Annotated in this window: 20 protein-coding genes and 1 pseudogene; 19 read left to right on the top strand and 2 right to left on the bottom strand. The window is 71.9% G+C overall.

Translation table 11 applies throughout. The features are described 5' to 3' along the window. The first annotated feature begins 154 nt into the window (after positions 1-154). The 16 genes and pseudogenes from pgsA to ABZV93_RS16870 all read left to right on the top strand — a co-directional run bounded on the left by pgsA (position 155) and on the right by ABZV93_RS16870 (position 17850). Positions 155-859 carry a phosphatidylinositol phosphate synthase gene (pgsA, locus tag ABZV93_RS16945; RefSeq protein WP_354936425.1) on the top strand — a complete coding sequence of 235 codons (705 nt, stop codon included), beginning with the start codon at positions 155-157 and terminating at the stop codon, positions 857-859. Next, entirely contained in the window at positions 856-1902 is a 1047-nt protein-coding gene (locus ABZV93_RS16940) for a phosphatidylinositol mannoside acyltransferase (protein ID WP_354936422.1), read from the top strand. Before pgsA ends, ABZV93_RS16940 begins: the two co-directional genes overlap by 4 nt. Further along, on the top strand, positions 1902-3068 hold the full coding sequence (locus ABZV93_RS16935) for a glycosyltransferase family 4 protein (RefSeq protein ID WP_354936419.1): 1167 nt from the start codon (positions 1902-1904) through the stop codon (positions 3066-3068). The genes ABZV93_RS16940 and ABZV93_RS16935 overlap by 1 nt, the downstream gene beginning before the upstream one ends. 7 nt (positions 3069-3075) lie before the next feature. Then, on the top strand, positions 3076-3609 hold the full coding sequence (locus ABZV93_RS16930; RefSeq protein WP_354936416.1) for a hypothetical protein: 534 nt from the start codon (positions 3076-3078) through the stop codon (positions 3607-3609). An 81-nt stretch (positions 3610-3690) separates the two neighbouring features. Then, positions 3691-4626 (top strand): pyridoxal 5'-phosphate synthase lyase subunit PdxS, encoded by a 936-nt coding sequence (gene pdxS, locus ABZV93_RS16925; RefSeq protein WP_354936413.1) that lies wholly within the window; start codon positions 3691-3693, stop codon positions 4624-4626. Between the two features lie 251 nt (positions 4627-4877). Next, positions 4878-5492 carry a pyridoxal 5'-phosphate synthase glutaminase subunit PdxT gene (gene pdxT, locus ABZV93_RS16920; protein WP_354936410.1) on the top strand — a complete coding sequence of 205 codons (615 nt, stop codon included), beginning with the start codon at positions 4878-4880 and terminating at the stop codon, positions 5490-5492. Positions 5493-5498: 6 nt separating this feature from the next. Beyond that, on the top strand, positions 5499-6260 hold the full coding sequence (locus tag ABZV93_RS16915; RefSeq protein WP_354936407.1) for a YebC/PmpR family DNA-binding transcriptional regulator: 762 nt from the start codon (positions 5499-5501) through the stop codon (positions 6258-6260). Positions 6261-6457: 197 nt separating this feature from the next. Further along, entirely contained in the window at positions 6458-8227 is a 1770-nt protein-coding gene (locus tag ABZV93_RS16910; RefSeq protein WP_354936404.1) for a serine/threonine-protein kinase, read from the top strand. A 133-nt stretch (positions 8228-8360) separates the two neighbouring features. After that, positions 8361-8861 (top strand): annotated as a pseudogene (gene ruvC, locus ABZV93_RS16905) (crossover junction endodeoxyribonuclease RuvC); the annotation flags it as partial. Between the two features lie 209 nt (positions 8862-9070). Then, positions 9071-9751, top strand: a complete 681-nt coding sequence (gene ruvA, locus ABZV93_RS16900) for a Holliday junction branch migration protein RuvA (RefSeq protein WP_354936401.1) — start codon at positions 9071-9073, stop codon at positions 9749-9751. A gap of 80 nt (positions 9752-9831) precedes the next feature. Beyond that, complete coding sequence (ruvB, locus tag ABZV93_RS16895) at positions 9832-10908, top strand: Holliday junction branch migration DNA helicase RuvB (protein WP_354936398.1); 1077 nt, start codon at positions 9832-9834, stop codon at positions 10906-10908. A gap of 249 nt (positions 10909-11157) precedes the next feature. Then, positions 11158-11523, top strand: coding sequence for a preprotein translocase subunit YajC (yajC, locus tag ABZV93_RS16890; protein WP_354936395.1), 366 nt, complete (start codon positions 11158-11160; stop codon positions 11521-11523). A gap of 32 nt (positions 11524-11555) precedes the next feature. After that, the gene (gene secD / locus ABZV93_RS16885) at positions 11556-13316 is read left to right on the top strand and encodes a protein translocase subunit SecD (RefSeq protein WP_354936392.1); all 1761 of its coding nucleotides are present in this window, start codon (positions 11556-11558) and stop codon (positions 13314-13316) included. Between the two features lies 1 nt (position 13317). Continuing rightward, a complete protein-coding gene (gene secF, locus ABZV93_RS16880; RefSeq protein ID WP_354936389.1) occupies positions 13318-14583 on the top strand; it encodes a protein translocase subunit SecF in 1266 nt (421 codons plus the stop codon). Beyond that, positions 14580-15122 carry an adenine phosphoribosyltransferase gene (locus ABZV93_RS16875; protein WP_354936386.1) on the top strand — a complete coding sequence of 181 codons (543 nt, stop codon included), beginning with the start codon at positions 14580-14582 and terminating at the stop codon, positions 15120-15122. The genes secF and ABZV93_RS16875 overlap by 4 nt, the downstream gene beginning before the upstream one ends. A 502-nt stretch (positions 15123-15624) precedes the next feature. Further along, the gene (locus ABZV93_RS16870; RefSeq protein ID WP_354936556.1) at positions 15625-17850 is read left to right on the top strand and encodes a bifunctional (p)ppGpp synthetase/guanosine-3',5'-bis(diphosphate) 3'-pyrophosphohydrolase; all 2226 of its coding nucleotides are present in this window, start codon (positions 15625-15627) and stop codon (positions 17848-17850) included. 210 nt (positions 17851-18060) lie between these two features. Here the strand turns inward: ABZV93_RS16870 and ABZV93_RS16865 are convergent, their stop codons facing one another. Continuing rightward, positions 18061-19299 carry a DUF349 domain-containing protein gene (locus tag ABZV93_RS16865; RefSeq protein ID WP_354936383.1) on the bottom strand — a complete coding sequence of 413 codons (1239 nt, stop codon included), beginning with the start codon at positions 19297-19299 and terminating at the stop codon, positions 18061-18063. 19 nt (positions 19300-19318) lie between these two features. Beyond that, positions 19319-19801, bottom strand: coding sequence for a hypothetical protein (locus ABZV93_RS16860; RefSeq protein ID WP_354936380.1), 483 nt, complete (start codon positions 19799-19801; stop codon positions 19319-19321). 252 nt (positions 19802-20053) lie between these two features. Here ABZV93_RS16860 and ABZV93_RS16855 point away from each other — a divergent pair, with 252 nt between their 5' ends. The 3 genes from ABZV93_RS16855 to aspS are packed head-to-tail and all read left to right on the top strand — an operon-like array spanning position 20054 to position 23967. Beyond that, entirely contained in the window at positions 20054-20791 is a 738-nt protein-coding gene (locus ABZV93_RS16855; protein WP_354936377.1) for an MBL fold metallo-hydrolase, read from the top strand. A gap of 9 nt (positions 20792-20800) precedes the next feature. Next, positions 20801-22126 (top strand): histidine--tRNA ligase, encoded by a 1326-nt coding sequence (gene hisS / locus ABZV93_RS16850; protein ID WP_354936374.1) that lies wholly within the window; start codon positions 20801-20803, stop codon positions 22124-22126. Continuing rightward, complete coding sequence (aspS, locus tag ABZV93_RS16845; RefSeq protein WP_354936371.1) at positions 22123-23967, top strand: aspartate--tRNA ligase; 1845 nt, start codon at positions 22123-22125, stop codon at positions 23965-23967. Before hisS ends, aspS begins: the two co-directional genes overlap by 4 nt. Positions 23968-24099: the final 132 nt, after the last annotated feature.

The raw sequence follows: 24099 nt of genomic DNA, 5'->3' as shown, positions 1-24099 counted from the left end.
GTGGTTTTCCACCTTTCACCCGGCCCGCCCGGCGCACAAGCCCCCCGCGCTGAGTAGCATCGGCGCGTCTCGCGAACCCGGACGGAAACCCGGACGGGACGCGGGCGATGCGCAGACGGACGACCAGGTCACCGAACGAGCGGGCTGCCCCCACATGTTGCGAAGGTTCCACCAATTCTGGCTACGACTGCTGACCCCGGTCGCGCGGTTCCTCCTGCGTGTCGGCATCGGTCCGGACATCGTCACCGTGGTCGGCACCGCCGGGGTGTGTGTCGGCGCCCTCGCCTTCTACCCCCGCGGAGAGCTCTTCTGGGGCACGCTGTTCCTTACCTTCTTCGTCTTCTCCGACATGATCGACGGGCTGATGGCCCGGATGTCGCGGCGGTCGTCGAAGTGGGGCGCCTTCCTCGACTCCACCCTCGACCGGATCGGTGACGCCGCGGTGTTCGGCGGCCTGACGCTGTGGTTCGCGGGCGGCGGCGACGCGTTCTGGCTCGCCTGCGTCGCGCTCTACTGCCTGGTGATGGGCAACGTCACGTCGTACGCCAAGGCCAGGGCGGAGAGCCTGGGCATGACCGCCAACGTCGGCATCGCCGAACGTGCCGACCGGCTGGTCGCCGTCCTGGTGGCCACCGGGCTGGCCGGCCTGGGAGTGCCGTTCCTGCTGCCGGCCGTCCTGTGCCTGCTGGCCGTCGCGAGCACCGTGACCGTCGTGCAGCGGATCCTCGCGGTGCGTGCGCAGGCGCAGGCGAACGAGCGTGGGCCGGGCTCGGGCCGGGGCACCGGGGACACCGCGACGGGCGGTGCCGCCACCGGAGCGGGCTCGAACCGCCCGGGTGCGGAGAGGGAGGCCCGGTGATCGCAGCCGGCCGGCCCGCCGCCGAGGACTCGGGCCGAGACCGTCCGCTCACCGACAGCCACCGCGCCGACAGCCGTACCACCGGCGGTCGCACCGCCGACGCTCCGACCGGCCGGCCCTCGTTGCCGCTCCGCCTGAAGTACGCCGCCAGCTACCGCGCCTACGCCGCCGGCTGGAAGGTCCTGCGACTGCTGCCCGCGCCCGCCGCGTACGGCCTGCTGCGCCTCGGAGCCGACCTCGTCTGGCGGCGCCGGCCCAAGGGCGTGCGGCGCCTGGAGCGCAACCTCGCCCGCGTACGCCCCGACGCCACCCCTGAGGAGCTCCGGCGGCTGTCCCGGGCCGGTATGCGGTCGTACTTCCGCTACTGGTGCGAGGCGTTCCGGCTGCCCGACCTCGGTCCGGACCACATCAGGGGAGCCGTCGTCACCCACGGCGAGGACGCGTTCTGGGAGGCGATGCGCTCGGGCAACGGCGTGGTCGCCCCGCTTCCGCACATGGGCAACTGGGACTTCGCGGGCGCGTGGGCCGCCGCCAACGGCGCGCCGGTGACCACGGTCGCCGAACGCGTACGCCCCGAACGCCTCTACGACCGGTTCGTCGCCTACCGCGCAGCACTCGGCATCCAGGTGCTCGCCGCCACCGGCGGCCCGGACCCGATGGGGGTGCTCGCCGAGCGGCTGCGCGAGGGCGGCCTGGTCTGCCTGGTCGCCGACCGCGACCTGTCCGCCCGCGGCGTCGAGGTCGAATTCTTCGGCGAACGCACCCGGATGCCCGCCGGCCCCGCAGCACTGGCGCTGCGGACCGGCGCCACCCTGCTGCCGGTCACACTGTGGTACGACGGACCCACCATGCACGTGCGCTTCCACCCGGCGGTGGCCAAGCCGCCCGGCTCCCGGCAGGCCATCCGCGACCTCACCCAGCAGGTCGCCGACGCCTTCGCCGCGGGGATCGCCGAGCACCCGCAGGACTGGCACATGCTGCAGCGGCTGTGGATCGCCGACCTCGAACCCGCCCGCCGCGCGGACCTCGACCGGAGGCGCTGATGCGGGTCGGCATCGTCTGCCCGTACTCGCTGGACGCGCCCGGCGGGGTGCAGAACCACGTCCGCGACCTGGCCGAGGTCCTGCTCGGCGAGGGCCACGCCGTGTCCGTGCTCGCACCCGCCGACGACGACACGCCCGTGCCGCCGTACGTCGTGCCCGCGGGCCGGGCCGTGCCGGTGCCGTACAACGGCTCGGTGGCCCGGCTGGCGTTCGGCCCGATGTCGGCGGCCAGGGTGCGCCGCTGGATCCGCGACGGGCAGTTCGACGTCCTCCACATCCACGAGCCGGCCACCCCGTCGCTGTCGCTGCTCGCGCTGTGGTCGGCGGTCGGCCCGATCGTGGGCACCTTCCACACCGCCATGCCGCGCTCGCGGATGATGAGCGTCGCCTCGTCGGTCCTGCGCCCGGCCCTGGAGAAGATCAGTGCGCGGATCGCGGTGAGCGAGCCCGCGCGGGCCACCCTCGTCCAGCACCTCGGTGGTGAACCCGTGGTGATCCCGAACGGCCTGTTCGTGGACCGGTTCGCCCGCGCGCGCCCCCGGCCGGAGTGGCAGGGCGAGGGCGGCACGATGTGTTTCCTCGGCCGCCTGGACGAGCCGCGGAAGGGACTCGCCGTCCTGCTGCGGGCGTTCCCCGCGATCTGGCAGGCCCGGCCCGGCGTACGCCTGCTGGTCGCCGGCCCCGGCGACGTGGAGGAGGTTCGCTCCGGGCTGCCCGCCGAGTGTCGCGACGCGGTGACGTTCCTCGGCCGGATCGACGACGAGGGCAAGGCCGACATGTTCGCCAGCTCGCAGGTGTACGTCGCGCCGCAGACCGGCGGCGAGTCGTTCGGCATCGTGCTGGTGGAGGCGATGGCGGCCGGCGCGCCGGTGCTCGCCAGCGACCTGGACGCGTTCCGGCTGGTGGTCGACGGCGGCCGGCTGGGCCGGCTGTTCGGCGTCGGCGACAGCGACGACCTGGCCACCGGCGCACTGGAGTTGCTGGGCGACGCCGCCTTCCGGGACCAACTGCGCGAAGCCGCCCGGGTCGCCGTTCGCCGCTACGACTGGAGCAGCGTCGCCAAGGAGATCCTCTCGGTGTACGAGATGGTGGCCGCGGGCTATCCCGGCGTCGGCGAGGACGACGCCCGCAACCGCGGCGTCCGGCCGGGCGGGAAGGTTCGGTGAGCGTCCGGTGAACTGGCTGCTGCTCGTCCTGGCCGTTCTCGCGGTGGCCGGGGTCTACCTGTCCTGGACCGCCGGCCGGATCGACCGGCTGCACGCCCGCCTCGACGCCGCCCGGGCGGTCCTGGAGGCCCAACTGTTCCGCCGGGCCGCGATCGCGCTGGAGGTCGCGACGTCCGGCATGCTCGACCCGGCCACCTCGCTGCTGGTGATCGACGCCGCGCAGCGCTCCAGCGCGGCCGACGACGAGGAGGAGCGCGAGGTCGCGGGCTCGGACCTGTCCAAGGCGCTGGCGGTGGTGTTCCCCGACGTGGAGACCAGCCAGGAGATCGCCGCCGAACCCGGCGCCGCCGAGCTCCTCGCCGAGCTCGGCGCGGCCTGCCGACGGGTGGAGATGGCCCGGAGGTTCCTCAACGACACCGTGGCCACCACCCGCGCGCTGCGCGGACGCCGGCTGGTCCGGTGGTTCCGGCTGGCCGGGCACGCGCGGATGCCCGCCACGGTGGAGATGGACGTCACCCCGCCGGCCGGTCTCGCGCCCTGATCACCCGCCACGCGGCGGGACGTCACGCGCGGTCGCCTACCATGGATGTGCCGTTCCGTGCCCACTCTCGCGAGGTAGACAGTGACCGAAGCACAGTCCGCATCCACCGACGCCACCAGCCGGCCCACCTCCGCCCCCGTCACCGGGACCGCCAAGGTCAAGCGCGGCATGGCGGAGATGCTCAAGGGCGGGGTGATCATGGATGTGGTCACGCCCGAGCAGGCGAAGATCGCCGAGGACGCCGGCGCCGTCGCGGTGATGGCGCTCGAGCGGGTCCCGGCCGACATCCGGGTGCAGGGCGGCGTGGCCCGGATGAGCGACCCCGACATGATCGACGGCATCATCAGCGCGGTCTCCATCCCGGTGATGGCCAAGGCCCGCATCGGCCACTTCGTCGAGGCCCAGGTCCTGCAGGCGATCGGCGTCGACTACGTGGACGAGTCCGAGGTCCTCACCCCCGCCGACGAGGCGCACCACATCGACAAGTGGGCGTTCACCGTCCCCTTCGTGTGCGGGGCCACCAACCTCGGCGAGGCGCTGCGCCGCCTGTCCGAGGGTGCCGCGATGATCCGTTCCAAGGGTGAGGCCGGCACCGGCAACGTCGTGGAGGCCACCCGCCACATGCGGTCCATCCGCGCCGAGATCCGCCGGCTCGGCACGCTCGACGACGAGGAGCTGTTCGTCGCGGCGAAGGAGCTGCGCGCGCCCTACGACCTGGTGCAGGAGGTGGCCCGCGCCGGCAAGCTGCCGGTCGTGCTGTTCACCGCCGGCGGCATCGCCACCCCGGCCGACGCGGCGATGATGATGCAGCTCGGAGCCGAGGGCGTGTTCGTCGGCTCGGGCATCTTCAAGTCCGGCGACCCGGCCAAGCGGGCCGAGGCGATCGTGAAGGCGACCACCTTCCACGACGACCCCGACGTGGTGGCGAAGGTGTCCCGGGGCCTCGGCGAGGCGATGGTCGGTCTGAACGTCCGCGACCTCCCGGAGAGCGAGCGGCTGGCCACCCGCGGTTGGTGACCACGCACCTGTGAGGGGCGCCGGTGCCGGCCGGCGCCTCCCGCGTTCTTCCGTACGAGCTTCGTACGGACTTCCCTGCGAACTTCCGTACGAGCCGCCACGGATTGCCACGGGTTGCTCGGGGCTGCTCCGGGTTGGTGGGAGCTGGTACGCCCCGGTGAGGTTGGGCCGCCCTCGTAGACTGGGACTTTGCCCGCAAGTGTGCCCTGGAACGCAACCCCGACTGTGCCCCGACGTGCGCAAGGAACCCAGTGAGCGAACCCACCATCGGCATTCTCGCCCTGCAGGGCGACATCCGCGAACACCACCGGATGCTGGCGGAGTCCGGCGCGAAGCCGGTCAACGTCCGCCGGCCCGAGGAGCTCCTCGCCGTCGACGCCCTGGTCGTGCCAGGTGGTGAGTCGACCACGATGTTCAAGCTGGCAACGGCGTTCGATCTGCTCGAGCCGCTGCGCAAGCGGGTGGCCGGTGGCATGCCGGCGTTCGGCACCTGCGCGGGCATGATCATGCTCGCCGACCGGATCCAGGACGGCATCGAGGGTCAGCAGACGGTCGGCGGGATCGACGTGACCGTACGCCGCAACGCGTTCGGCCGTCAGGTCGACTCGTTCGAGGCCGACGTGCCGCTGAACGCCATCGACCCCAGCCCGCAGCCCGAGCCCTACCACGCGGTGTTCATAAGAGCACCCTGGGTGGAGTCGGTGGGCGCCGGCGCCGAGGTGCTCGCCCGCGTCGCCTCCGGGCCGGCCGCCGGTAGGATCGTCGCGGTCCGCCAGGGTCGCCTGCTCGCCACAGCCTTCCATCCCGAGCTTGCCGGTGACGCGCGCATCCACCGCTACTTCGTCGAACTCGTGAAGGAGGCGTAGCCCGCCATGTCCGGCCACTCCAAGTGGGCGACCACCAAGCACAAGAAGGCCGTCGTCGACGCCAGGCGCGGCAAGCTCTTCGCGAAGCTGATCAAGAACATCGAGGTCGCCGCGCGGGTCGGCGGGGGAGACCCGGCCGGCAACCCGACGCTCTACGACGCCATCCAGAAGGCGAAGAAGTCCTCGGTCCCCAACGACAACATCGACCGCGCGGTCAAACGCGGGGCGGGCCTGGAGGCCGGCGGCGCCGACTACCAGACGATCATGTACGAGGGCTACGGCCCCGCCGGGGTCGCGATCCTGATCGAGTGCCTCACCGACAACCGCAACCGCGCCGCCGGTGACGTGCGCACCGCCACCACCCGCAACGGCGGGACGATGGCCGACGCGGGCAGCGTCTCCTACATGTTCAGCCGGCGTGGCGTCGTGGTCGTCCCCCGCGAGCAGGAGGGGCGCGAGCTCGGCGAGGACGACGTACTCGGCGCGGTGCTCGACGCCGGCGCGGAGGAGGTCAACAACCTCGGCGAGGCGTTCGAGGTGATCTCCGAGCCGACTGATCTGGTGGCCGTACGCACCGCGCTGCAGGACGCCGGGATCGACTACGAGTCAGCCGAGGCGAGCTTCGTGCCCAGCGTCACCGTGCCGCTGGACGAGGAGACCGCGCCGAAGATCTTCAAGCTGGTCGAGGCACTGGAGGACTGCGACGACGTGCAGAACGTCTACGCCAACTTCGACGTCTCCGACGAGATCATGGAGAAGGTCGGCTAGCAGCCTCGAGCGCGGCCTTTCGGAAGGCTTCGCCGCCGCCCCACCCGTGAGCCGGGTGCGGGCGGCGGTTTGTCGTACGACCGCATGTTTTCGGGCGATTTGACGCCATCCCGGGGTACCGACCTCAGGGTTTCGTCAGGGTGGACGTCCCGCCCTTGGGCCCGACATCTGCCGACGGTGGCGGTTAACGTGTTGGCGTGCGACGTGACCTCGCCGACGAAGCCACCACAGTCGAGTCGGCCCGACTCGGCGGCTACGTGCTTCACGAGCGGGTCGGCGAGGGCGGCATGGGTGTGGTCCACCGGGCCACCGATCCGCGGGGCCGGGTGGTGGCGGTCAAGCTCCTGCGCCCCCACATCGCCGGTGACGCGGAGTCACGGGCCCGGTTCGCGCGCGAGGCCCGGGTGCTCGCCCGGGTGCGCGGCAGGCACGTCGCCCAGGTGCTCGACGCCGACGTCGCGGCGGCCACGCCGTACCTCGTCACCGACTTCGTGGACGGCCCGGCGCTGTACGAGGTGGTCGATGCCGACGGCCCGCTGGCCGGGGCGGAGCTCGCCGACCTGGCCGGTGACCTGGCCGACGCGCTGTGCTCGATTCACGGCGCCGGAGTGGTGCACCGCGACCTGAAGCCGGGCAACGTGCTGCTGGCCGACGGGATCGCCGTGGTGATCGACTTCGGCATCGCCCAGATCGCCGACGACACCCGGATGACGACGCCCGGCCTGGTGTACGGCACACCGGGCTACGTCGCGCCGGAGATCCTCACCGGCACCGACGTCTCCGGCGCCGCCGACGTGCACGCCTGGGCGGCCACGGTGGCCTACGCCGCCACCGGCCGCCCGCCGTTCGGGCGCGGGCCGCTGGAGGCGGTCGCCTACCGCGTCCTGCACGAGGACCCCGACCTCGCCGGCTGCCCGGAGTGGCTGGAGCCGGTGCTCCTCCGGTGCTTCGCGAAGAACCCCGCCGAGCGCCCGACGTCGGCACAGCTGCTGCGCTGGCTTGAGACGGGGGAGGAGCCGCCCGCGCCGTATCCCGACGACGAGTATGCCGACGCGTACGACCCGGCGGGGGCGTACGAACCCGACGACCCCAGCCACCCGGAGACCGTGCGCCTCGGCACCGGCGTACCAGTGGGAACGTATGCCGACGACACGTACGGCCGAGACGACCGGTACGCCGGCGGCTCGCCCGGCGGAACCGCCGTCTACCCGGCCGTCCCCGGCGACGACCAGGACGACGACAGGCCCGACGGGCACGATCAGACCAACGCCGACCGGACCTACGCGGACGAGCAGTACGCCGACGAGCAGTATCCCGATGGGCCGGGGCGCGACGCCGAGGGTGGTGCCGAAGCCGCCGCACGAGCCTCGCACTCGGGCCTGCCGCGGTCGTCGTACCGCGTGCTGACCGGGCTGGGCTTCCTCACCGTCGGTTCGGTCGCGGCCGTGGCACCGTTCGGCGCGCTGGCACTGCTGGTCGGCTGGTCACTGGTCGCCTGGACCGTGCAGGGTTCGGCCGGGTTCGTCGAGCGCCGTCGCCACCAGCGCGGCCGGCGGCGGTCGGACCCGTTCGCTGTCGTGGCCGTGCTGCCCTGGCACGTCGTCCGATCGGCCGCGGTCACCGTCCTCACGGTCGCCGCGGCGCTCATCGGCGCGGGGTTCCTGGTGGCGGTGCTCGTCCTGTTCTTCTACGTCGGCGCCATCCGCCCGCGCTGGGACCTGGCCTGCGGGGTCACCGGACTGGTCGTGGCCGCGCTGACCTGGTGGGGCATCCGCGGCGAGGGCCTGCAGGAGGGTTCGCGGCGGATCCTGCGCCGGGTCGTCGGCCGGCGCCGGGGCGTCCTGGTCGCGACCGGGGTGGTGCTCGCCGTGCTGACGTTGTTCCTGCTCGCGGTGGCGAGCGCCGAGCCCGTGGCCTGGTGGCCGCTGGAGCACAACCCGTTCCCGCGACCGGACTGGCCCGGCTGACCGCGGGCCGCGGCTACGGTCCGGCGTACGCGCGACTTCGCTTCGCACCGGCGCGTCGCTCGCCTTCCGCTGATCAACCACCGCTAGGCTCCGAACAGGTGTTCGGTGAACGAGGCGGGAGGTACGACAGCCGGTGCGGGTGCTCGGAGTCGACCCCGGCCTGACCCGCTGCGGGCTCGGGCTGGTCCAGGGCGGGCATCCCCGTCAGCTGGCGCTGGTCGCCGTCGACGTCGTGCGCACCGGACCCGACGAGGATCTCGGCGCCCGCCTGCTCGCCGTCGACCGGGCGATCGGTGACTGGCTGGACGAGCACCGGCCCGACGCGGTCGCACTGGAACGCGTGTTCAGCCAGCACAACGTCCGCACCGTGATGGGCACCGCCCAGGTGAGCGGTGTCGTGCTGGCCGCGGCGGCCCGGCGCGGCATTCCGGTCGGCCTGCACACGCCCAGCGAGGTCAAGGCCGCGGTCACCGGCAGCGGCCGCGCCGGCAAGGAGCAGGTGACGAACATGGTCACCCGGATCCTCGCCCTGGCCAGCAAGCCCCGTCCGGCAGACGCCGCGGACGCGCTGGCGCTGGCCATCTGCCACCTGTGGCGCGGGCCCGCGGCGGCTCGCATCGAGGCCGCGAAGGCGCGGGCGGTGAAGCTGCAGGCCGCACAGACCCAGGCCGCCAGGGCCCAGGCCGCGAAGGTGCAGGCCGCGCGGGCCGCCACCGGAGCGACGACTGGGGCGACCAGGCCCACGACCAAGGCGATCAGGGCCACCAGTACGACCACAGCGACGACCGGGGCGGCCAGGTGGCAGACTCCACGCCGCGCCCCCGACCCACCGAGGAGCAGCACGTGATCGCATTCGTCCGTGGAACCATCGCCTCCGTCGGGCTCGACGCCGCCGTCGTCGAGGTCGGCGGGGTCGGCATGGAGGTCCGGGCCGCCCCGGCCACCCTCGCCGAGCTCCGGGTGGGGGCGACCGCGAAGCTGCCGACCAGCCTGGTCGTCCGGGAGGACTCCCTGACCCTGTACGGCTTCGCCGACGACGACGAACGCGCGGTCTTCGAACTGCTGCAGACCGCGAGCGGCGTAGGACCGAGGCTGGCACAGGCGATGCTGGCCGTTCACCGTCCGGACGAGCTTCGCCGCGCGGTCGCCACCGAGGACCTCGCCGCGCTCACCAAGGTTCCGGGCATCGGCCGCAAGGGCGCCCAGCGGATCGTGCTGGAGCTGAAGGACCGGCTCGGTGCGCCGGTCGGCGCCTCGGCCGCCACCGGTGCCGCGCTTCCGGTCGCCGGGGTGGCGCCGGGCGCAGCCTGGCGCGACCAGGTACGCGGCGCGCTGCTCGGCCTGGGCTGGTCCGCCCGGGAGGCGGAGTCAGCGCTGGACGCCGTGGCCCCGATGGCGGAGGAGACGGCCGGTGGGAACGGCGGGAACGGCGCGAACGCCGCCGGGTCCACCGCCGGCGCCGCCGGCACGCCCGACGTGGCCGCGTTGTTGCGAGCCGCCCTCCGTACGCTCTCCAAGGCCTGACGAAGACTTCCCGGCGAGACCCACCCGGCACCACCGGCCACCGCTGACCGTGATCCGACCATCCGCGAGGAGTTGTCCGCATGACGTCCCACGTCGACGAGGGCGGCGACCACTCCGTCGGCCGTTCCCTGGTCGCCGCGGAGGCGGCCGCCGACGAGAGCACCGTCGAGGCGGCGCTGCGGCCCCGCACCCTGGCGGAGCTGATCGGCCAGGGCCGCGTCCGCGACCAGCTCGGGCTGGTGCTGGAGGCGGCCCGCAGCCGCGGCCGGCCACCGGACCACGTGCTGCTCGCCGGCCCGCCCGGGCTGGGCAAGACGACCCTGGCGATGATCATCGCCGCCGAGCTGTCCGCGCCGCTGCGGGTGACCAGCGGCCCCGCCATCCAGCACGCCGGTGACCTCGCCGCCATCCTGTCCTCCCTGGCCGAGGGCGAGGTGCTCTTCCTCGACGAGATCCACCGGATGAGCCGCCCCGCCGAGGAGATGCTCTACATGGCGATGGAGGACTTCCGGGTCGACGTCGTGGTCGGCAAGGGCCCCGGCGCCACCGCCATCCCGCTGGAGATCCCGCCGTTCACGTTGGTGGGCGCGACCACGCGCGCCGGGCTGCTGCCGGGTCCGCTGCGGGACCGCTTCGGCTTCACCGGCCACCTGGAGTACTACGAGGTCGACGAGCTGGACGAGATCGTCCGCCGGTCCGCGCACCTGCTCGACGTACCCATCACCGACGACGCCGCCCGGGAGGTGGCCAGCCGGTCCCGCGGCACGCCGCGGATCGCCAACCGGCTGTTGCGCCGGGTCCGCGACTACGCACAGGTGCGTGCCGACGGTGTCGTACGCACGAATACGGCGCGGGCCGCGCTCGACCTGTACGAGGTGGACGAGGAGGGCCTGGACCGGCTGGACCGCGCCGTGCTCGACGCGCTGTGCCGCCGGTTCGGCGGCGGCCCGGTGGGAGTGTCCACCCTCGCCGTCGCCGTCGGCGAGGAACGCGAGACAGTGGAGGAGGTGGCCGAGCCGTTCCTGGTCCGGCGGGGCTACCTCGCCCGCACTCCACGGGGCCGGGTGGCGACACCGGCGGCCTGGCGGCAGCTCGGGCTGGCACCTCCGGCCGACGCGGCGTTCGGGCAGTCGCCCAGCCTGTTCGACGTGCCGTGAGCGGCGCGGCGCCGGCCCATCGCGCGACGGGCCGACGGCAAGGCCGACACCAAGGTCGACACCAAGGTCGTGGTGGTGATCGTCTCGCCGGTCATCCCGCGGCCTGACGGAAAGGCTCGCCCGCCACGGACAGGTCGCACACCCCGGCGCCGGACAGCGTCGCTAGACTCCGCCGGTGGCCGTGCGTGACATGGCCGTGGCCAGACGACCAAACCGGCGTTCGCGACGTCGGGGAAGGAAACGACCTCCATGCTTCTCAGCCAGGCGGCCACCGGCGGCGGCGCCAACTACTGGACGCTGCTGCTCCCGATCCTTCTGTTGGTGTTGTTCTGGGTCGTGGCGATTCGTCCGCAACGACGCCGCCAGCGTGAGACGACGGACATGCAGAGCAAGCTCCAGCCCGGTCAGCAGGTGATGACCGGAGCGGGCCTGCTGGCCACCGTGCACGCCGTGGAGGACGACGCGGTCGTGCTCGAGATCGCACCGGGTGTGTACGCCCGGCACGTACGCCAGGCCATCGTCCGCATCATCGACCAGCCGGGCCAGCCCTCGCAGCCGCAGGTCGGCGAAGGAACCACGCCGCCGAGCGACCGCCCCGAGGACCCCACGGCATGAGACCCGCTTCACGGGGAGAGTGAGTAGACGACGTGGCGACGAAGAGACCGCATCCCTGGCGTTCTCTCGCGGTGCTCCTGGTGGCGCTGCTGGTCGGTGTCGGGCTGATGGCCACGCTCGGTGCGTGGACACCACGGCTCGGCCTCGACCTACGCGGGGGCACCTCCATCACGCTGACCGCGCGGCCGTCCGCGGGTCAGGGTCCGGTCACCCCGGAGAAGCTCGCCGAAGCGGTCGAAATCATCCGCAACCGCGTGGGCGCCATCGCCGAGGCCGAGGTGACCACCCAGGGCAGCGACCACATCGTGGTCGAGGTGCCGGGCGTGGGCCAGGACCAGATCGTCCGGCTGGTCGGCAGCACCGCGGAGCTGCGGTTCCGCCAGGTGCTGGCCGCGGTGCCGGTGTCGACTCCTCCGCAGGCCAAGCCCACGCCGTCGAAGTCGCCGGCCACGTCGAAGGCCACCCCGAAGCCGACGGCGTCCCCGTCGGTGAAGCCGTCGGTCACGCCCTCGAAGAAGGCGACCGCGAGCCCCAAGCCGCGTGATCCGGGCCGTGCGGTGCCCCAGGCGTTCCGGCGGGACGCGGCGAAGCCCACTCCCACGCCGACCCCCAAGACGGCCACTCCGAGCCCGAAGGCGACCACGCCGGCCCCCGATGCCACGACGCCGACGGTCGACAACGGCAAGGTCCGGGTCTCCACCACCGGCGCCTCACCACAGCAGCTGGCCGAGCTGCAGAAGTTCAAGTGCGCCGACTACGCGCCCGGCAAGGACAACTCCAAGCAGGTGTTGTTCACCTGTGACCGCGATGGCGGCACGAAGTTCGTCCTCGGGCCGGCGATCGTTCTCGGCTCCGAGATCGCCGACGCCAGCGCCCAGTTGCCGCAGAACCAGCTCGCGTGGCAGGTCGGCCTTCGGCTGAAGGGCCAGGGCAAGAGCAAGTTCGCGCAGGCGAGCACGCAGATGTACCAACTCCAGCAGCCGCTGAGCCAGTTCGCGATCGTGCTCGACGGCAAGGTCGTCTCCTACCCCGTCATCCAGGGGCCGATCACCGACGGACAGGCGAGCATCACCGGCAACTTCTCCCAGCAGGAGGCGACCGACCTCGCCAACACGCTGAAGTACGGCGCCCTGCCGCTGAGCTTCGAGACCAGCCAGGTCTCGGCGGTGTCTCCCACCCTGGGAAGCGACCAGCTCACCGGCGGCCTGGTCGCCGGGGCGATCGGCCTCGCGCTGGTGGTGCTCTACTCGTTCTTCTACTACCGCGGCCTCGGCCTGGTGGTCGTGCTGTCCCTGGCAGCGGCCGGCGCCCTGGTCTACGTGTCGGTGACGCTGCTCGGAAAGTCGGCGGGCTTCACCCTCACCCTGGCCGGGATCGCCGGCCTGATCGTCGCCATCGGCATCACCGCGGACTCCTTCGTCGTCTACTTCGAACGCCTGCGCGACGAAGTGCGCGACGGCCGAAGTCTGCGTACCGCGGTGGAGACCGGCTGGGTGCGTGCCCGGCGCACGATCCTCGCCGCGGACTCTGTGTCGCTGCTGGCGGCGGTGGTGCTGTACGCGCTGTCGGTGGGCAACGTCCGCGGCTTCGCGTACGCGCTCGGGCTGACCACGCTGATCGACATCATCATCGTGTTCTTCTTCACCAAGCCGCTGGTCACGCTGCTGGCCCGCACGCGCTTCTTCGGTGAGGGACACCGCTTCTCCGGACTCGATCCGTCCCGGCTCGGGGTGCCGCGCGAACGCCTGGCGCCGCGCACCGCAACCCGCGCCTCGGCGCCGAAGGGGGCCTGACATGTCGCGCCTGGGTGCCGTCGGGCACAAGCTCTACACCGGCGAGGTCTCACTGAACTTCGTCGGCCGGCGGAAGCTGTGGTACCTCATCTCCGCGATCGTCCTGCTGATCGCCGTGGTTGCCGTCCTGGTGCGCGGCCTGAACTTCTCCATCGAGTTCCGCGGCGGCGTCGACTTCCAGGCGCCGGTGTCGTCGGGTACGGCTCAGGACGCCATTCCGGGCGTCCGGTCCGCTGTCGTCGACACCGGTGTCCTCGGCAGCGGGGAGCCGCTCGTCACCTCGATCGGCAGCAACCAGGTCCGAGTCGAGACCCCGCCGTTGAGCACCGACCAGATCGCCAAGGCCCGCACCGCGATCGCCAAGCAGCTCAAGGTCGGCGAGGGGCAGATCGACTACTCCAGCATCGGGCCGACCTGGGGTGCGCAGATCACCGACAAGGCACTGCTCAGCCTCGGGGTGTTCCTCGTCCTGGTGATGGGGGTGATCTGGCTCTACTTCCGCGAATGGCGGATGTCGGTGTCGGGGCTGGTCGCCTTGCTGCACGACGTCGCGATCACCGTCGGCATCTACGCCCTGGTCGGTTTCGACGTCACCCCGGCCACGATCATCGGCGTGCTCACCATCCTGGGCTACTCGCTGTACGACACGGTGGTCGTGTTCGACAAGGTGCGCGAGAACACCCGGTCGATCTCCTCGGGCAGTCGGTGGACCTACAGCGAGGCGGCCAACCTGGCCGTCAACCAGACGCTGGTCCGGTCGATCAACACCTCGATCATCGCGCTCCTGCCGGTGGCGGGCATCCTGTTCGTCGGCGCCGGTCTGCTCGGCGCGGGGACGTTGAAGGACCTGTCCCTGGCGCTGTTCATCGGTATCGCGGTCGGTACGTACTCCTCGATCTTCATCGCCACCCCGCTGCTGTGCGACCTGAAGGAACGCGAGCCGGCGATGCGGGCGCTCGCCCGGCGGGTGCAACAGCGCCGAGCGGGTGCCGCCGCCAAGAGCGTGGGCGCCGGTTCTGCCGGCTCGGCCGCGGCGTCGGGCACGACCGGCACGTCGGGCACGACCGGCACCGCCGAGGGCGACGAGACCGCCACCACCGACGAGGGCCAGGGCACCAACGGCACCCGGCAGTCGATTTCGGCAACCTCGCGTGCGCAGGGCCGTCCTCCGGCGGGGAGGCCGCAGTCGACCAGCAGGTCGGCCGGGCGTACCCAGCCGCAGCGCAAGCCGAGGTCGTCCCGGCGTCCGAAGGGGCACGGCCGATGAGCGAGGTCCGGTCGGTGGACCGCCTGGTCGCGGACCTGGTCCGGGACGTCCCGGACTATCCCAAGCCCGGTGTCGTCTTCAAGGACATCACGCCGCTGCTGGCCGAGCCGGAGGCGTTCGCCCACACCGTCGAGGCCCTCGGCGCCCCCTGGCGGGACGCCACACCCCACGTGGACAAGGTGGTCGGGATCGAGGCCCGGGGCTTCATCCTCGCCGCGCCGGTGGCGCTGGCACTGGGGGCGGGGTTCGTTCCGGTCCGCAAGGCGGGCAAGCTGCCCGGCCCGACGCACGCCCGCTCCTACGCCCTCGAGTACGGCGAGGAGACCCTGGAGGTGCAGCAGGACGCCTTCGCCCCGGGAGACCGGGTACTCATCGTCGACGACGTACTCGCCACCGGCGGCACCGTCGAGGCGACGAACGCCCTCGTCCGCGACGCCGGAGCCCTTGTGGCCGGGATCTCGGTGTTGCTCGAGCTCACCTTCCTCGCACCGCGCACCAGGACCGGCGACCTCACCGTTCACTCGCTGCTGCCGGTGTGACGGCACGAAGCCGCCCTGCCTGGCGGCGAACAGCCCTGGGGTGGACACTGGAGGAGCGGCCCAAACCGGATCTGCCGGACAGCCCGCTCATGGGCAACGATCGTGTGACAATCCCGGGCAGGGTGGTACGACGGGGACGGGTGGGTCGACGTCGGACGGGCTCGGACAGGGTTGACGCCAACCCGCCCCGGTGCCCGTAAACTGGTTTCTTGCCGCCCCCAAGGAGACCGCCGTGGCCGACGAGTCCGCTCCATCCGCGCCGGCGCGCCGTGAGGTGTCTCCGGCGCCGCACCGCTCGGTGAGCGTGTCCAGGAGTCGCGCGGCGGCCCTGGAGGCAACCGCTCCGAGCTCGGACACCCGACCGGACGAGTCGACCCAGGAGACGAACGGCTCCAACGGCTCGAGCGGCGCCGCCGAGACCGCTCCGTCGAGCGGCCGGCGCGCCTCCGCCTCCTCCGGCGGACAGGCGGCGATCGGCCCGTTCTCCGCCTCGTCGCGGCGGATGCGCCAGCGCCTGGCCCGGCTGGGCCGAGCGCCGCAGGGCAACCCCGTCCTGGAGCCGCTGTTCCGGATCGTTCGCAGCACCCACCCCAAGGCCGACCTGGCACTCATCGAGCGCGCGTACCACACCGCCGAGCGTTACCACCGGGGCCAGACCCGCAAGAGCGGCGACCCGTTCATCACCCACCCCGTCGCGGTGGCCACCATCCTCGCCGAGCTAGGTATGACGCCGCCCACCCTGTGCGCGGCGCTGCTGCACGACACGGTGGAGGACACGCCGTACACCCTCACCGAGCTCCGCAACGACTTCGGCGACGAGATCGCGCTGCTGGTCGACGGTGTGACCAAACTCGACAAGGTCAAGTACGGCGAGAGCGCCCAGGCCGAGACCATCCGCAAGATGGTCATCGCGATGGCCAAGGACATCCGGGTGCTGGTGATCAAGCTAGCCGACCGGCTGCACAACATGCGGACGCTGCGATACGTCAAGCAGGCATCGCAGGAACGCACCGCGCGGGAGACGCTGGAGATCTACGCCTCGCTGGCCCACCGGCTCGGCATGAACACGCTGAAGTGGGAGATCGAGGATCTCGCGTTCGCCACCCTCCATCCCAAGCTGTACGACGAGATCGTCCGGCTGGTTGCCGAGCGGGCACCCTCGCGCGACGAATACCTGGCGAAGGTCATCGACCGGGTCCAGTCGGACCTGCGCGAGGCGAAGATCAAGGCGACGGTCACCGGCCGGCCCAAGCACTACTACTCGATCTACCAGAAGATGATCGTGCGCGGCCGGGAGTTCGGCGACATCTACGACCTGGTCGGCATCCGTGTCCTCACCGACTCCGTACGCGACTGTTACGCCGCTCTCGGCGTCATCCACGCGCGATGGAACCCCGTGCCCGGGCGGTTCAAGGACTACATCGCGATGCCGAAGTTCAACATGTACCAGTCGCTGCACACCTCGGTGATGGGGCCGGAGGGCAAGCCGGTCGAGATGCAGCTGCGGACATTCGCCATGCACCGGCGGGCCGAGTACGGCGTCGCGGCCCACTGGAAGTACAAGGAAGACCCCACCGCCGCCTCGGACACCGACAGCGGCGGCCCCAACGACATGGCCTGGCTCCGGCAGTTGCTGGACTGGCAGCGCGAGACCGAGGACCCCGGCGAGTTCCTGGACTCGCTGCGCTTCGAGATCAACTCCGACCAGGTCTACGTCTTCACCCCGCGCGGCGACGTGATCGCTCTGCCCACGGGCTCCACGCCGGTCGACTTCGCGTACGCCATCCATACCGAGGTCGGGCACCGCTGCATCGGTGCCCGGGTCAACGGCCGGCTGGTTCCGCTGGAGAGCCAGCTGGAGAACGGCGACCTGGTGGAGGTGTTCACCTCCAAGGCGGAGGGTGCGGCGCCGAGCCGCGACTGGCTGAGCTTCGTCCGCAGCCCCCGTGCCCGCAACAAGATCCGGCACTGGTTCACCAAGGAGCGCCGCGAGGAGGCCATCGACCAGGGCAAGGAGCAGCTGGCCCGGATGGTCCGCAAGGAGGGCCTGCCGCTGCAGCGGATGCTCACCCACGAGTCGCTGGCCTCGATCGCTCGTGACCTGAAGTACTCCGACGTGTCGGCGCTGTACGCCGCGGTGGGGGAGGGCACGATCACCGCGCAGTCGGTGGTCCGCCGGCTGGTCGAGTCGGTCGGCGGTGCCGGCGAGGAGGCCGAGGACGTCTCCGAGGCGGTCATCATCTCCCCGGACACCGGGCGCAAGGAGCGGTTGCCCCGCGGTGACTCCGGCGTGGTCGTGAAGGGCGTCACCGACGTCTGGGTGAAACTGGCCAAATGCTGTACGCCGGTGCCGGGCGACGCGATCGTCGGGTTCGTCACCCGTGGCGCGGGCGTCTCGGTGCACCGCGGCGACTGTGTCAACATCGGTCACCTCACCGCCCAGCCCGAACGCATGGTCGAGGTCGAGTGGGCGCCCACGGCGCAGAGCCTGTTCCTCGTGGCGGTCCAGGTGGAGGCGCTGGACCGCGCCCGGCTGCTCAGCGACATCACCCGGATCCTGTCCGACCAGCACGTCAACATCCTGTCGGCGTCGGTGACCACGACCCGCGACCGGGTGGCCAAGAGCAGGTTCACCTTCGAGATGGGCGACCCGAAGCATCTGGGCCACGTGCTGCGCGCGGTGCGCAGCGTGGACGGCGTGTTCGACGCCTACCGCGTCACCAACTGACCCGACGGTTCACCCAGGTGGCGGGGCCACGCTGAATCCTGCCGACCGCGGGCCGTCCTATGCGCCAGGCGCCGGGTCCCGGTTCGGCCGTGAGCGGACCGGCTTCACCCGTTTTGTGTGAAGACCTACTGGGGTCGACCTGCAACGCTTCACAATTCCGCCGGGTCGCGTGCCGACGACAACGCGGCCAGGCGGGATGCGGGGGCCCGCTCAGCCGGAGAACTCGTCGAGGGTCTTCTCCACTTCGGCGAGCCACGCCCGGCGGGCGTCCAGTGCCTCCTGCGCGCGGCGTTCGCCGGAGACGTCGCCCTTCGCCTGCTGGGCTTCGAGGTCGCGTTCGAGGTCGGCGATGGAGTTGCGGAGCTGGGTGAGCGTGTCGTTGGCCCGGGCGCGGGTCTCGGGGTTGGTCCGGCGCCATTCGTTGCTCTCCGCGGACCGGATGGCTTCCTCGACCTTGCGCAACCGGCCCTCGACCGTACGAACGGAGTCGCGGGGGACGCGCCCGATCTGGTCCCAGCGCGCCAGCAGCGAACGGTAGGCGTCGCGGGCGGCACGGTGGTCGCGCACCGGGAGCAGGGCCTCCGCCTCGACCAGCAGCGCCTCCTTCTGCTCGAGGTTGGCGCGGTACTCCGCGTCCTGCTCGGCGAAGGTCGCGTTGCGGGCGTTGAAGAACCGGTCCTGCGCGGCGCGGAACCGCTTCCACAGCTGGTCTTCCACGTCCCGCGCGGCGGGCCCGGCGGCCTTCCAGCGCTGCATGAGGGTGCGGAACTGGGTGGTGCCGCGGCCCCAGTCGGTGGAGTCGGCCAGCGCCTCGGCCTCGGCGGCGAGCGCCTCCTTGACCTGGCGGGCGTCGTCGCGGCGTACGTTCAGCTCGGAGAAGTGCTGCTTACGCCGGCGGGTGTAGGACGTGCGGGCGCTGGAGAAGCGGCGCCACAGCTCGTCGTCGGTCTGCTTGTCCAGCCGGGGCAGTGCCTTCCACTGCTCGAGCAGCTCGCGGAAGCGTCCGACGCCGTGACGCCAGTCCGAGCCGGTCGCCAGGGCCTCGGCCTCGTCGGCGATCGCTGCCTTGGCGGTCCGGGCCTCCTCGAGTTGGCGCTTGCGCTCGGTGCGGCGCTCGGCACGCCGGCCGGCGATCACTTCCTCCAGCCGGTCCAGCCGGGCCGAAAGGGCGCCGAGGTCGCCGATCGCCTGGGCGCCCGCGAGGTTGCGGCGCTCGCGGCGCAGCGCGTTGTGCGCGTCGTCGGGGGCGAGGATGCCGCTTTCGACCCGGGAGGCGAGCAGGTCGACCTCCAGGGCGAGGGCGTCGTACTTGCGGCGGAAGAAGGCCAGCGCTCCCTCGGGATCGCCGACCTGCCAGGATCCGATGGCGCGCTCGCCCTCGTCGGTGCGGAGGTAGACGGTGCCGTCGTCCGCGACCCTGCCCCAGGGCTCCTCTGCCGTTCCGCTCACTGCACGCTCCCGTCGCAGATCACGTCGTCGTGACCTTGACATCTTTGCCGATGCCGGAGGACGCCGCCTGCCCGGTCCCCGCTTCCCCGTGATCGAACGGGGACGAGTCACCGTAGCCAGTGAGGAATCCGTCGGCACCGGGTTTTTCGCCATCGACAGCGACCGGCCGGCCTGGCTCCACGCGGTGGTCGCCGCGGTGCGGACGATCGGTCCCGTCACCAAGAATGTAGCCCGGCCCCGGCGCGGCCGGAGGTGCCGCGAGTACGCCGATCCCGGCCGAGGTGCCCGGATGGGTGCTCGGCCGGGTGGCCGCGGAGGAGCTGCCGCCGCGCAGGAGGAAGAAGACGACGTAGATCACCGCGGCCACGGCGAGCACGCCGACGACGATCGCCACGATGATGCCGTTTCGTCGCGCACGGCGCCGGCTGGCGGCACGGCGGACCTGCTGACGCTCCCAGTGCTGCCTGGCGAGGCGGCGTCGGCGTTGCTCCTTGGTGACCACCGAAGGCCCCGTTCTCTCCGCTTAGCTGTCCGATGACCGGTGTGCCAGTCTAGGAGACGTCCTGGCACCGGTAGCGGTGTGTGTCCCGTTAATCGCCAGCAGGACCGGCCAGGTTCGCCGCGCCGGACACGCCGCCGGTAGTCTTCGAAGGTCCACCGCCTCGTCCCGACCGGCTTTCCGGCCGCCACCAGAGCGCCGACCCCGACCGCTGTCCGCCCACCACCCGCACCGCCACCGACCGCAGAGGATTCCATGCTCGTCGCCGGCTTCCCGACCGGAGTGTTCGCCGCGAACTGCTACGTCGTGGCGACCGGGGCGGGGCAGGAGTGCGTCGTGGTCGATCCGGGCCAGGACGCCGCCGGCGCGGTGGACGAGGTGGTTCGCGAGCACCGGCTCCGGCCGGTGGCGGTGCTGCTCACCCACGGGCACCTGGACCACATGTGGTCGGTGCTGCCGGTGTGCGGGAGCTACGACGCGACGTGCTGGATCCACCCGGCCGACCGGCCGCTGCTCGCCGACCCGATGCGCGGCCTGCCGCCGGAGTGGGCCGGCGCGCTGCTCGGTGGCGGGCTGACGTTCGCCGAGCCCGACGACGTACGCGAGCTCACCGACGGCGCCCGGGTCGACGTCGCCGGACTGAGCTTCACCGTCGACCACACCCCTGGCCATACCAGCGGGTCGGTCGCGTTCCGTACTCCCGTCGAGGGAGACGTACGCGGGGCAGGTGCCCCCACGTGGACCGGCCAGGCGAGCGCGGCGCCCGAGCTGATGTTCGGGGGCGACCTGCTCTTCGCCGGGTCGATCGGACGCACCGACCTGCCGGGCGGTGACCATCCGACGATGCTGCGCACCCTTGCCGACAAGGTGCTGCCGCTCGACGACCGGGTCGTTGTCCTGCCCGGCCACGGGGACCAGACGACCATCGGCCGGGAACGCCAGACCAATCCCTACCTGAGAGGGCTCGTGCCCGGCCCGGCACGGAGCGGGTGAAGATCGCAGATGAGTTTCCAGGCGCCCAAGGGCACCTTCGACGTCGTACCCCCGAGGTCTGCCACCTGGCTCGCCGTGCGGGAGGCGCTGAGCCGACCGCCGCGGCTGGCCGGATACGAGTACGTCGAGACACCGTTGTTCGAGGACACCGGGCTGTTCGTCCGCGGCGTGGGTGAGTCGACCGACGTGGTGACGAAGGAGATGTACACCTTCGCCGACCGGGGCGGCCGCTCGCTGACGCTGCGCCCGGAGGGCACGGCCGGCGTGCTGCGCGCGATCGCCGAGCGCAACCTGCACCGCGGCCAGCTTCCGGTGAAGGTGTGGTACGTCGGGCAGAACTTCCGGTACGAACAACCGCAGTCCGGACGTTACCGCCAGCACACCCAGGTGGGGGTGGAGACGATCGGCGGCGACGACCCGGCGCTGGATGCCGAGGTCGTCTGGATGGCCTGGCAGGCGCAGCGGTCGATCGGCCTCACCGGCACTCGCCTGCTGCTCAACAGCCTGGGCTGCCGGGAGTGCCGCCCCGCCTACCGCGAGCTCCTCCAGGACTTCCTGCGCGGGATCGACCTGGACGAGGACACCCGCCGGCGGGCGGCGATCAACCCGATGCGGGTGCTGGACGACAAGCGCCCGGAGGTCCAGGCCCAGCTGACCGACGCGCCGATGATCACCGACCACCTGTGCGGCGCGTGCAAGGAGCACCACGAGCAGGTCCGCTCCTACCTCGCCGACCTCGGCGTGGTGTGGGAGGACGCACCGCGGCTGGTGCGCGGGCTCGACTACTACGTCCGCACGACGTTCGAGCTGGTCCACCCCGGGCTCGGCGCCCAGTCCGCCATCGGCGGCGGCGGCCGCTACGACGGGCTGCTGGCCACGATCGGCGGCCCCGACCTCGGCGGCGTCGGCTTCGGGCTCGGCCTGGACCGCACCGTGCTGGCCGTGGAGGCGGAGGGCCTGACGGTGGGGGAGCCCAGCCGGTGCGACGTGTACGTCGTACCGCTCGGCGCCGCGGCCCGGCGCCGGACGGTCACCCTCCTGCGCGACCTGCGCGAGGCGGGCGTACGGTCCGACACGAGCTACGGCGGGCAGGGCCTCAAGGGCGCGATGAAGGCGGCGGACCGTTCCGGCGCGGCGTTCGCGCTGGTCATCGGCGACCGCGACCTGGAGCAGGACAGTGCCCAGCTGAAGGACCTGCGCGGCGGCGGCCAGCGGCCCGTCCCGCTCGCCGACCTTGTCGACGTCGTGGCCAGTGCGGTGACGACGGCGCACGCCGAGCAGAACGCATCAGGGCAGGACCAGGTAGAACCGACGACGAAGGAGACGCACGGGTGATCCGTACGCACGAGGCCGGCACGCTCCGCGCCGACCATCTGGACGCGACCGTGACCCTGGCCGGGTGGATCGCCCGGCGCCGCGACCACGGCGGCGTGGCCTTCCTCGACCTGCGCGACGCGTCCGGGACCGTCCAGGTGGTGATCCGCGACGAGGAGACCGCGCACGGCCTGCGCCAGGAGCACTGCCTGCGGGTGGTCGGGCAGGTCCGCCGCCGCCCGGAGGGCAACGCCAACCCCAACCTGCCCACCGGCGAAGTGGAGGTGGTGGCGAGCGAGGTGGAGGTGCTCAGCACCGCCGAGGCGCTGCCGTTCCCGATCGAGGAGCACCACCAGACACCGGTCAACGAGGAGGTCCGGCTGCGGCACCGCTACCTCGACCTTCGCCGGCCGGAGATGGCGGCGAAGCTGCGCACCAGGTCGCGGGTCACCCGGCTGATCCGGGACGTGATGGACGAGCACGGCTTCGTCGACGTCGAGACGCCCTACCTCACCCGGTCCACCCCCGAGGGTGCCCGCGACTTCGTGGTGCCGGTCCGGTTGCAGCCGGGCAGCTGGTACGCCCTCCCGCAGTCGCCGCAGCTGTTCAAGCAGCTGCTGATGGTCGCCGGCATCGAGCGTTACTACCAGATCGCGCGGTGTTTCCGGGACGAGGACTTCCGTGCCGACCGGCAGCCGGAGTTCACCCAGCTCGACGTGGAGATGTCGTTCTGCGACACCGACGACATCATCGCCCTGACCGAGCAGGTGCTCGCCCGGGTGTGGAAGACGGTCGTGGGGTACGACATCACGCTGCCGATCCCGCGGATGACCTACGCCGAGGCGATGCGCAGGTTCGGCATCGACCGGCCCGACCTGCGTTTCGGCAACGAGCTGGTCGACTTCACCGACTACTTCGCACACACGCCGTTCCGGGTGTTCCAGGCCAAGGGCGAGGACTTCCACGTCGGCGCCGTGGTGATGCCCGGGGGAGCGGGGCAGGCGCGCAAGGAGCTGGACGCCTGGCAGGAGTGGGCCCGCTCGCGCGGCGCGAAGGGTCTGGCGTACGTCCTGGTCGGTGAGGGCGGTGAGCTCGGCGGCCCGGTGGCCAAGAACCTCTCCGAGGACGAGCGCGCCGGACTCGCCGAGCACGCCGGCGCGAAGCCCGGCGACTGCGTCTTCTTCGCGGCCGGACCCCGCTCGGAGGCGCTGGGCCTACTGGCGGCGGTGCGGCTGGAGGTGGGCGAGCGCTGTGGCCTGATCGACCACTCCCGGTGGGAGTTCTGCTGGGTGGTCGACGCGCCGATGTTCGAGCCGGTGGAGAGGTTCGACGGCGAGAAGGGGTGGACCGCGATCCACCACCCGTTCACCGCGCCCACGGCCGAATGGGTGGACCGGTTCGAGGAGGATCCGGGGCAGGCGCTGTCCCAGGCGTACGACATCGTGCTGAACGGCAACGAGATCGGCGGTGGGTCGATCCGTATCCACCGCGCCGACGTCCAGCAGCGCGTCTTCGACCTGATCGGTCTGTCGCAGGAGGAGGCGGCCAGTCAGTTCGGCTTCCTGCTGGAGGCGTTCAAGTACGGCCCGCCCCCGCACGGCGGCATCGCGCTCGGCCTGGACCGGCTGGTGGCGCTGCTGACCGGCGCGGAGTCGATCCGGGACGTCATCGCGTTCCCCAAGAGCGCTTCCGGTGCCGATCCCCTCACCGGCGCGCCGACGCCGATCTCGCCGGCGCAGCGTCGCGAGGCCGGAATCGACGTCGTTCCGGGCAAGTCGGCCGGGACCGGACGGCATCGCGCCGACGACGAGAAGGTGACCGATACTTCGGTCGGAAAGAACGACACTCCGTCAAAGCCCTGACTTTTCGACCTGCACGCACGCGGGATTCGCCGTCAAGTACCCGTCGGTGACGTTTGTGTTTCGGCGGCCGGCCCATTCGGGCCGGCCGCCGTTCTTATTACCCAGCGTGCCGTAGCCGCTGCAATTCGCTTA

Origin of the sequence: Actinopolymorpha sp. NPDC004070, assembly GCF_040610475.1 — a bacterium.
Lineage (GTDB): Bacteria > Actinomycetota > Actinomycetes > Propionibacteriales > Actinopolymorphaceae > Actinopolymorpha.
This window is presented reverse-complemented; position numbering and strand designations above follow the sequence as displayed.

Excerpts from the sequence above, each read along its gene's own strand:
- pgsA (WP_354936425.1), top strand. The coding sequence starts at position 155 with ATGTTGCGAAGGTTCCACCAATTCTGGCTACGACTGCTGACCCCGGTC.
- ABZV93_RS16935 (WP_354936419.1), top strand. The coding sequence starts at position 1,902 with ATGCGGGTCGGCATCGTCTGCCCGTACTCGCTGGACGCGCCCGGCGGG.
- ABZV93_RS16915 (WP_354936407.1), top strand. The coding sequence starts at position 5,499 with ATGTCCGGCCACTCCAAGTGGGCGACCACCAAGCACAAGAAGGCCGTC.
- ruvB (WP_354936398.1), top strand. The coding sequence starts at position 9,832 with ATGACGTCCCACGTCGACGAGGGCGGCGACCACTCCGTCGGCCGTTCC.
- yajC (WP_354936395.1), top strand. The coding sequence starts at position 11,158 with ATGCTTCTCAGCCAGGCGGCCACCGGCGGCGGCGCCAACTACTGGACG.
- secF (WP_354936389.1), top strand. The coding sequence starts at position 13,318 with ATGTCGCGCCTGGGTGCCGTCGGGCACAAGCTCTACACCGGCGAGGTC.
- ABZV93_RS16875 (WP_354936386.1), top strand. The coding sequence starts at position 14,580 with ATGAGCGAGGTCCGGTCGGTGGACCGCCTGGTCGCGGACCTGGTCCGG.
- ABZV93_RS16870 (WP_354936556.1), top strand. The coding sequence starts at position 15,625 with ATGCGCCAGCGCCTGGCCCGGCTGGGCCGAGCGCCGCAGGGCAACCCC.
- ABZV93_RS16855 (WP_354936377.1), top strand. The coding sequence starts at position 20,054 with ATGCTCGTCGCCGGCTTCCCGACCGGAGTGTTCGCCGCGAACTGCTAC.
- hisS (WP_354936374.1), top strand. The coding sequence starts at position 20,801 with ATGAGTTTCCAGGCGCCCAAGGGCACCTTCGACGTCGTACCCCCGAGG.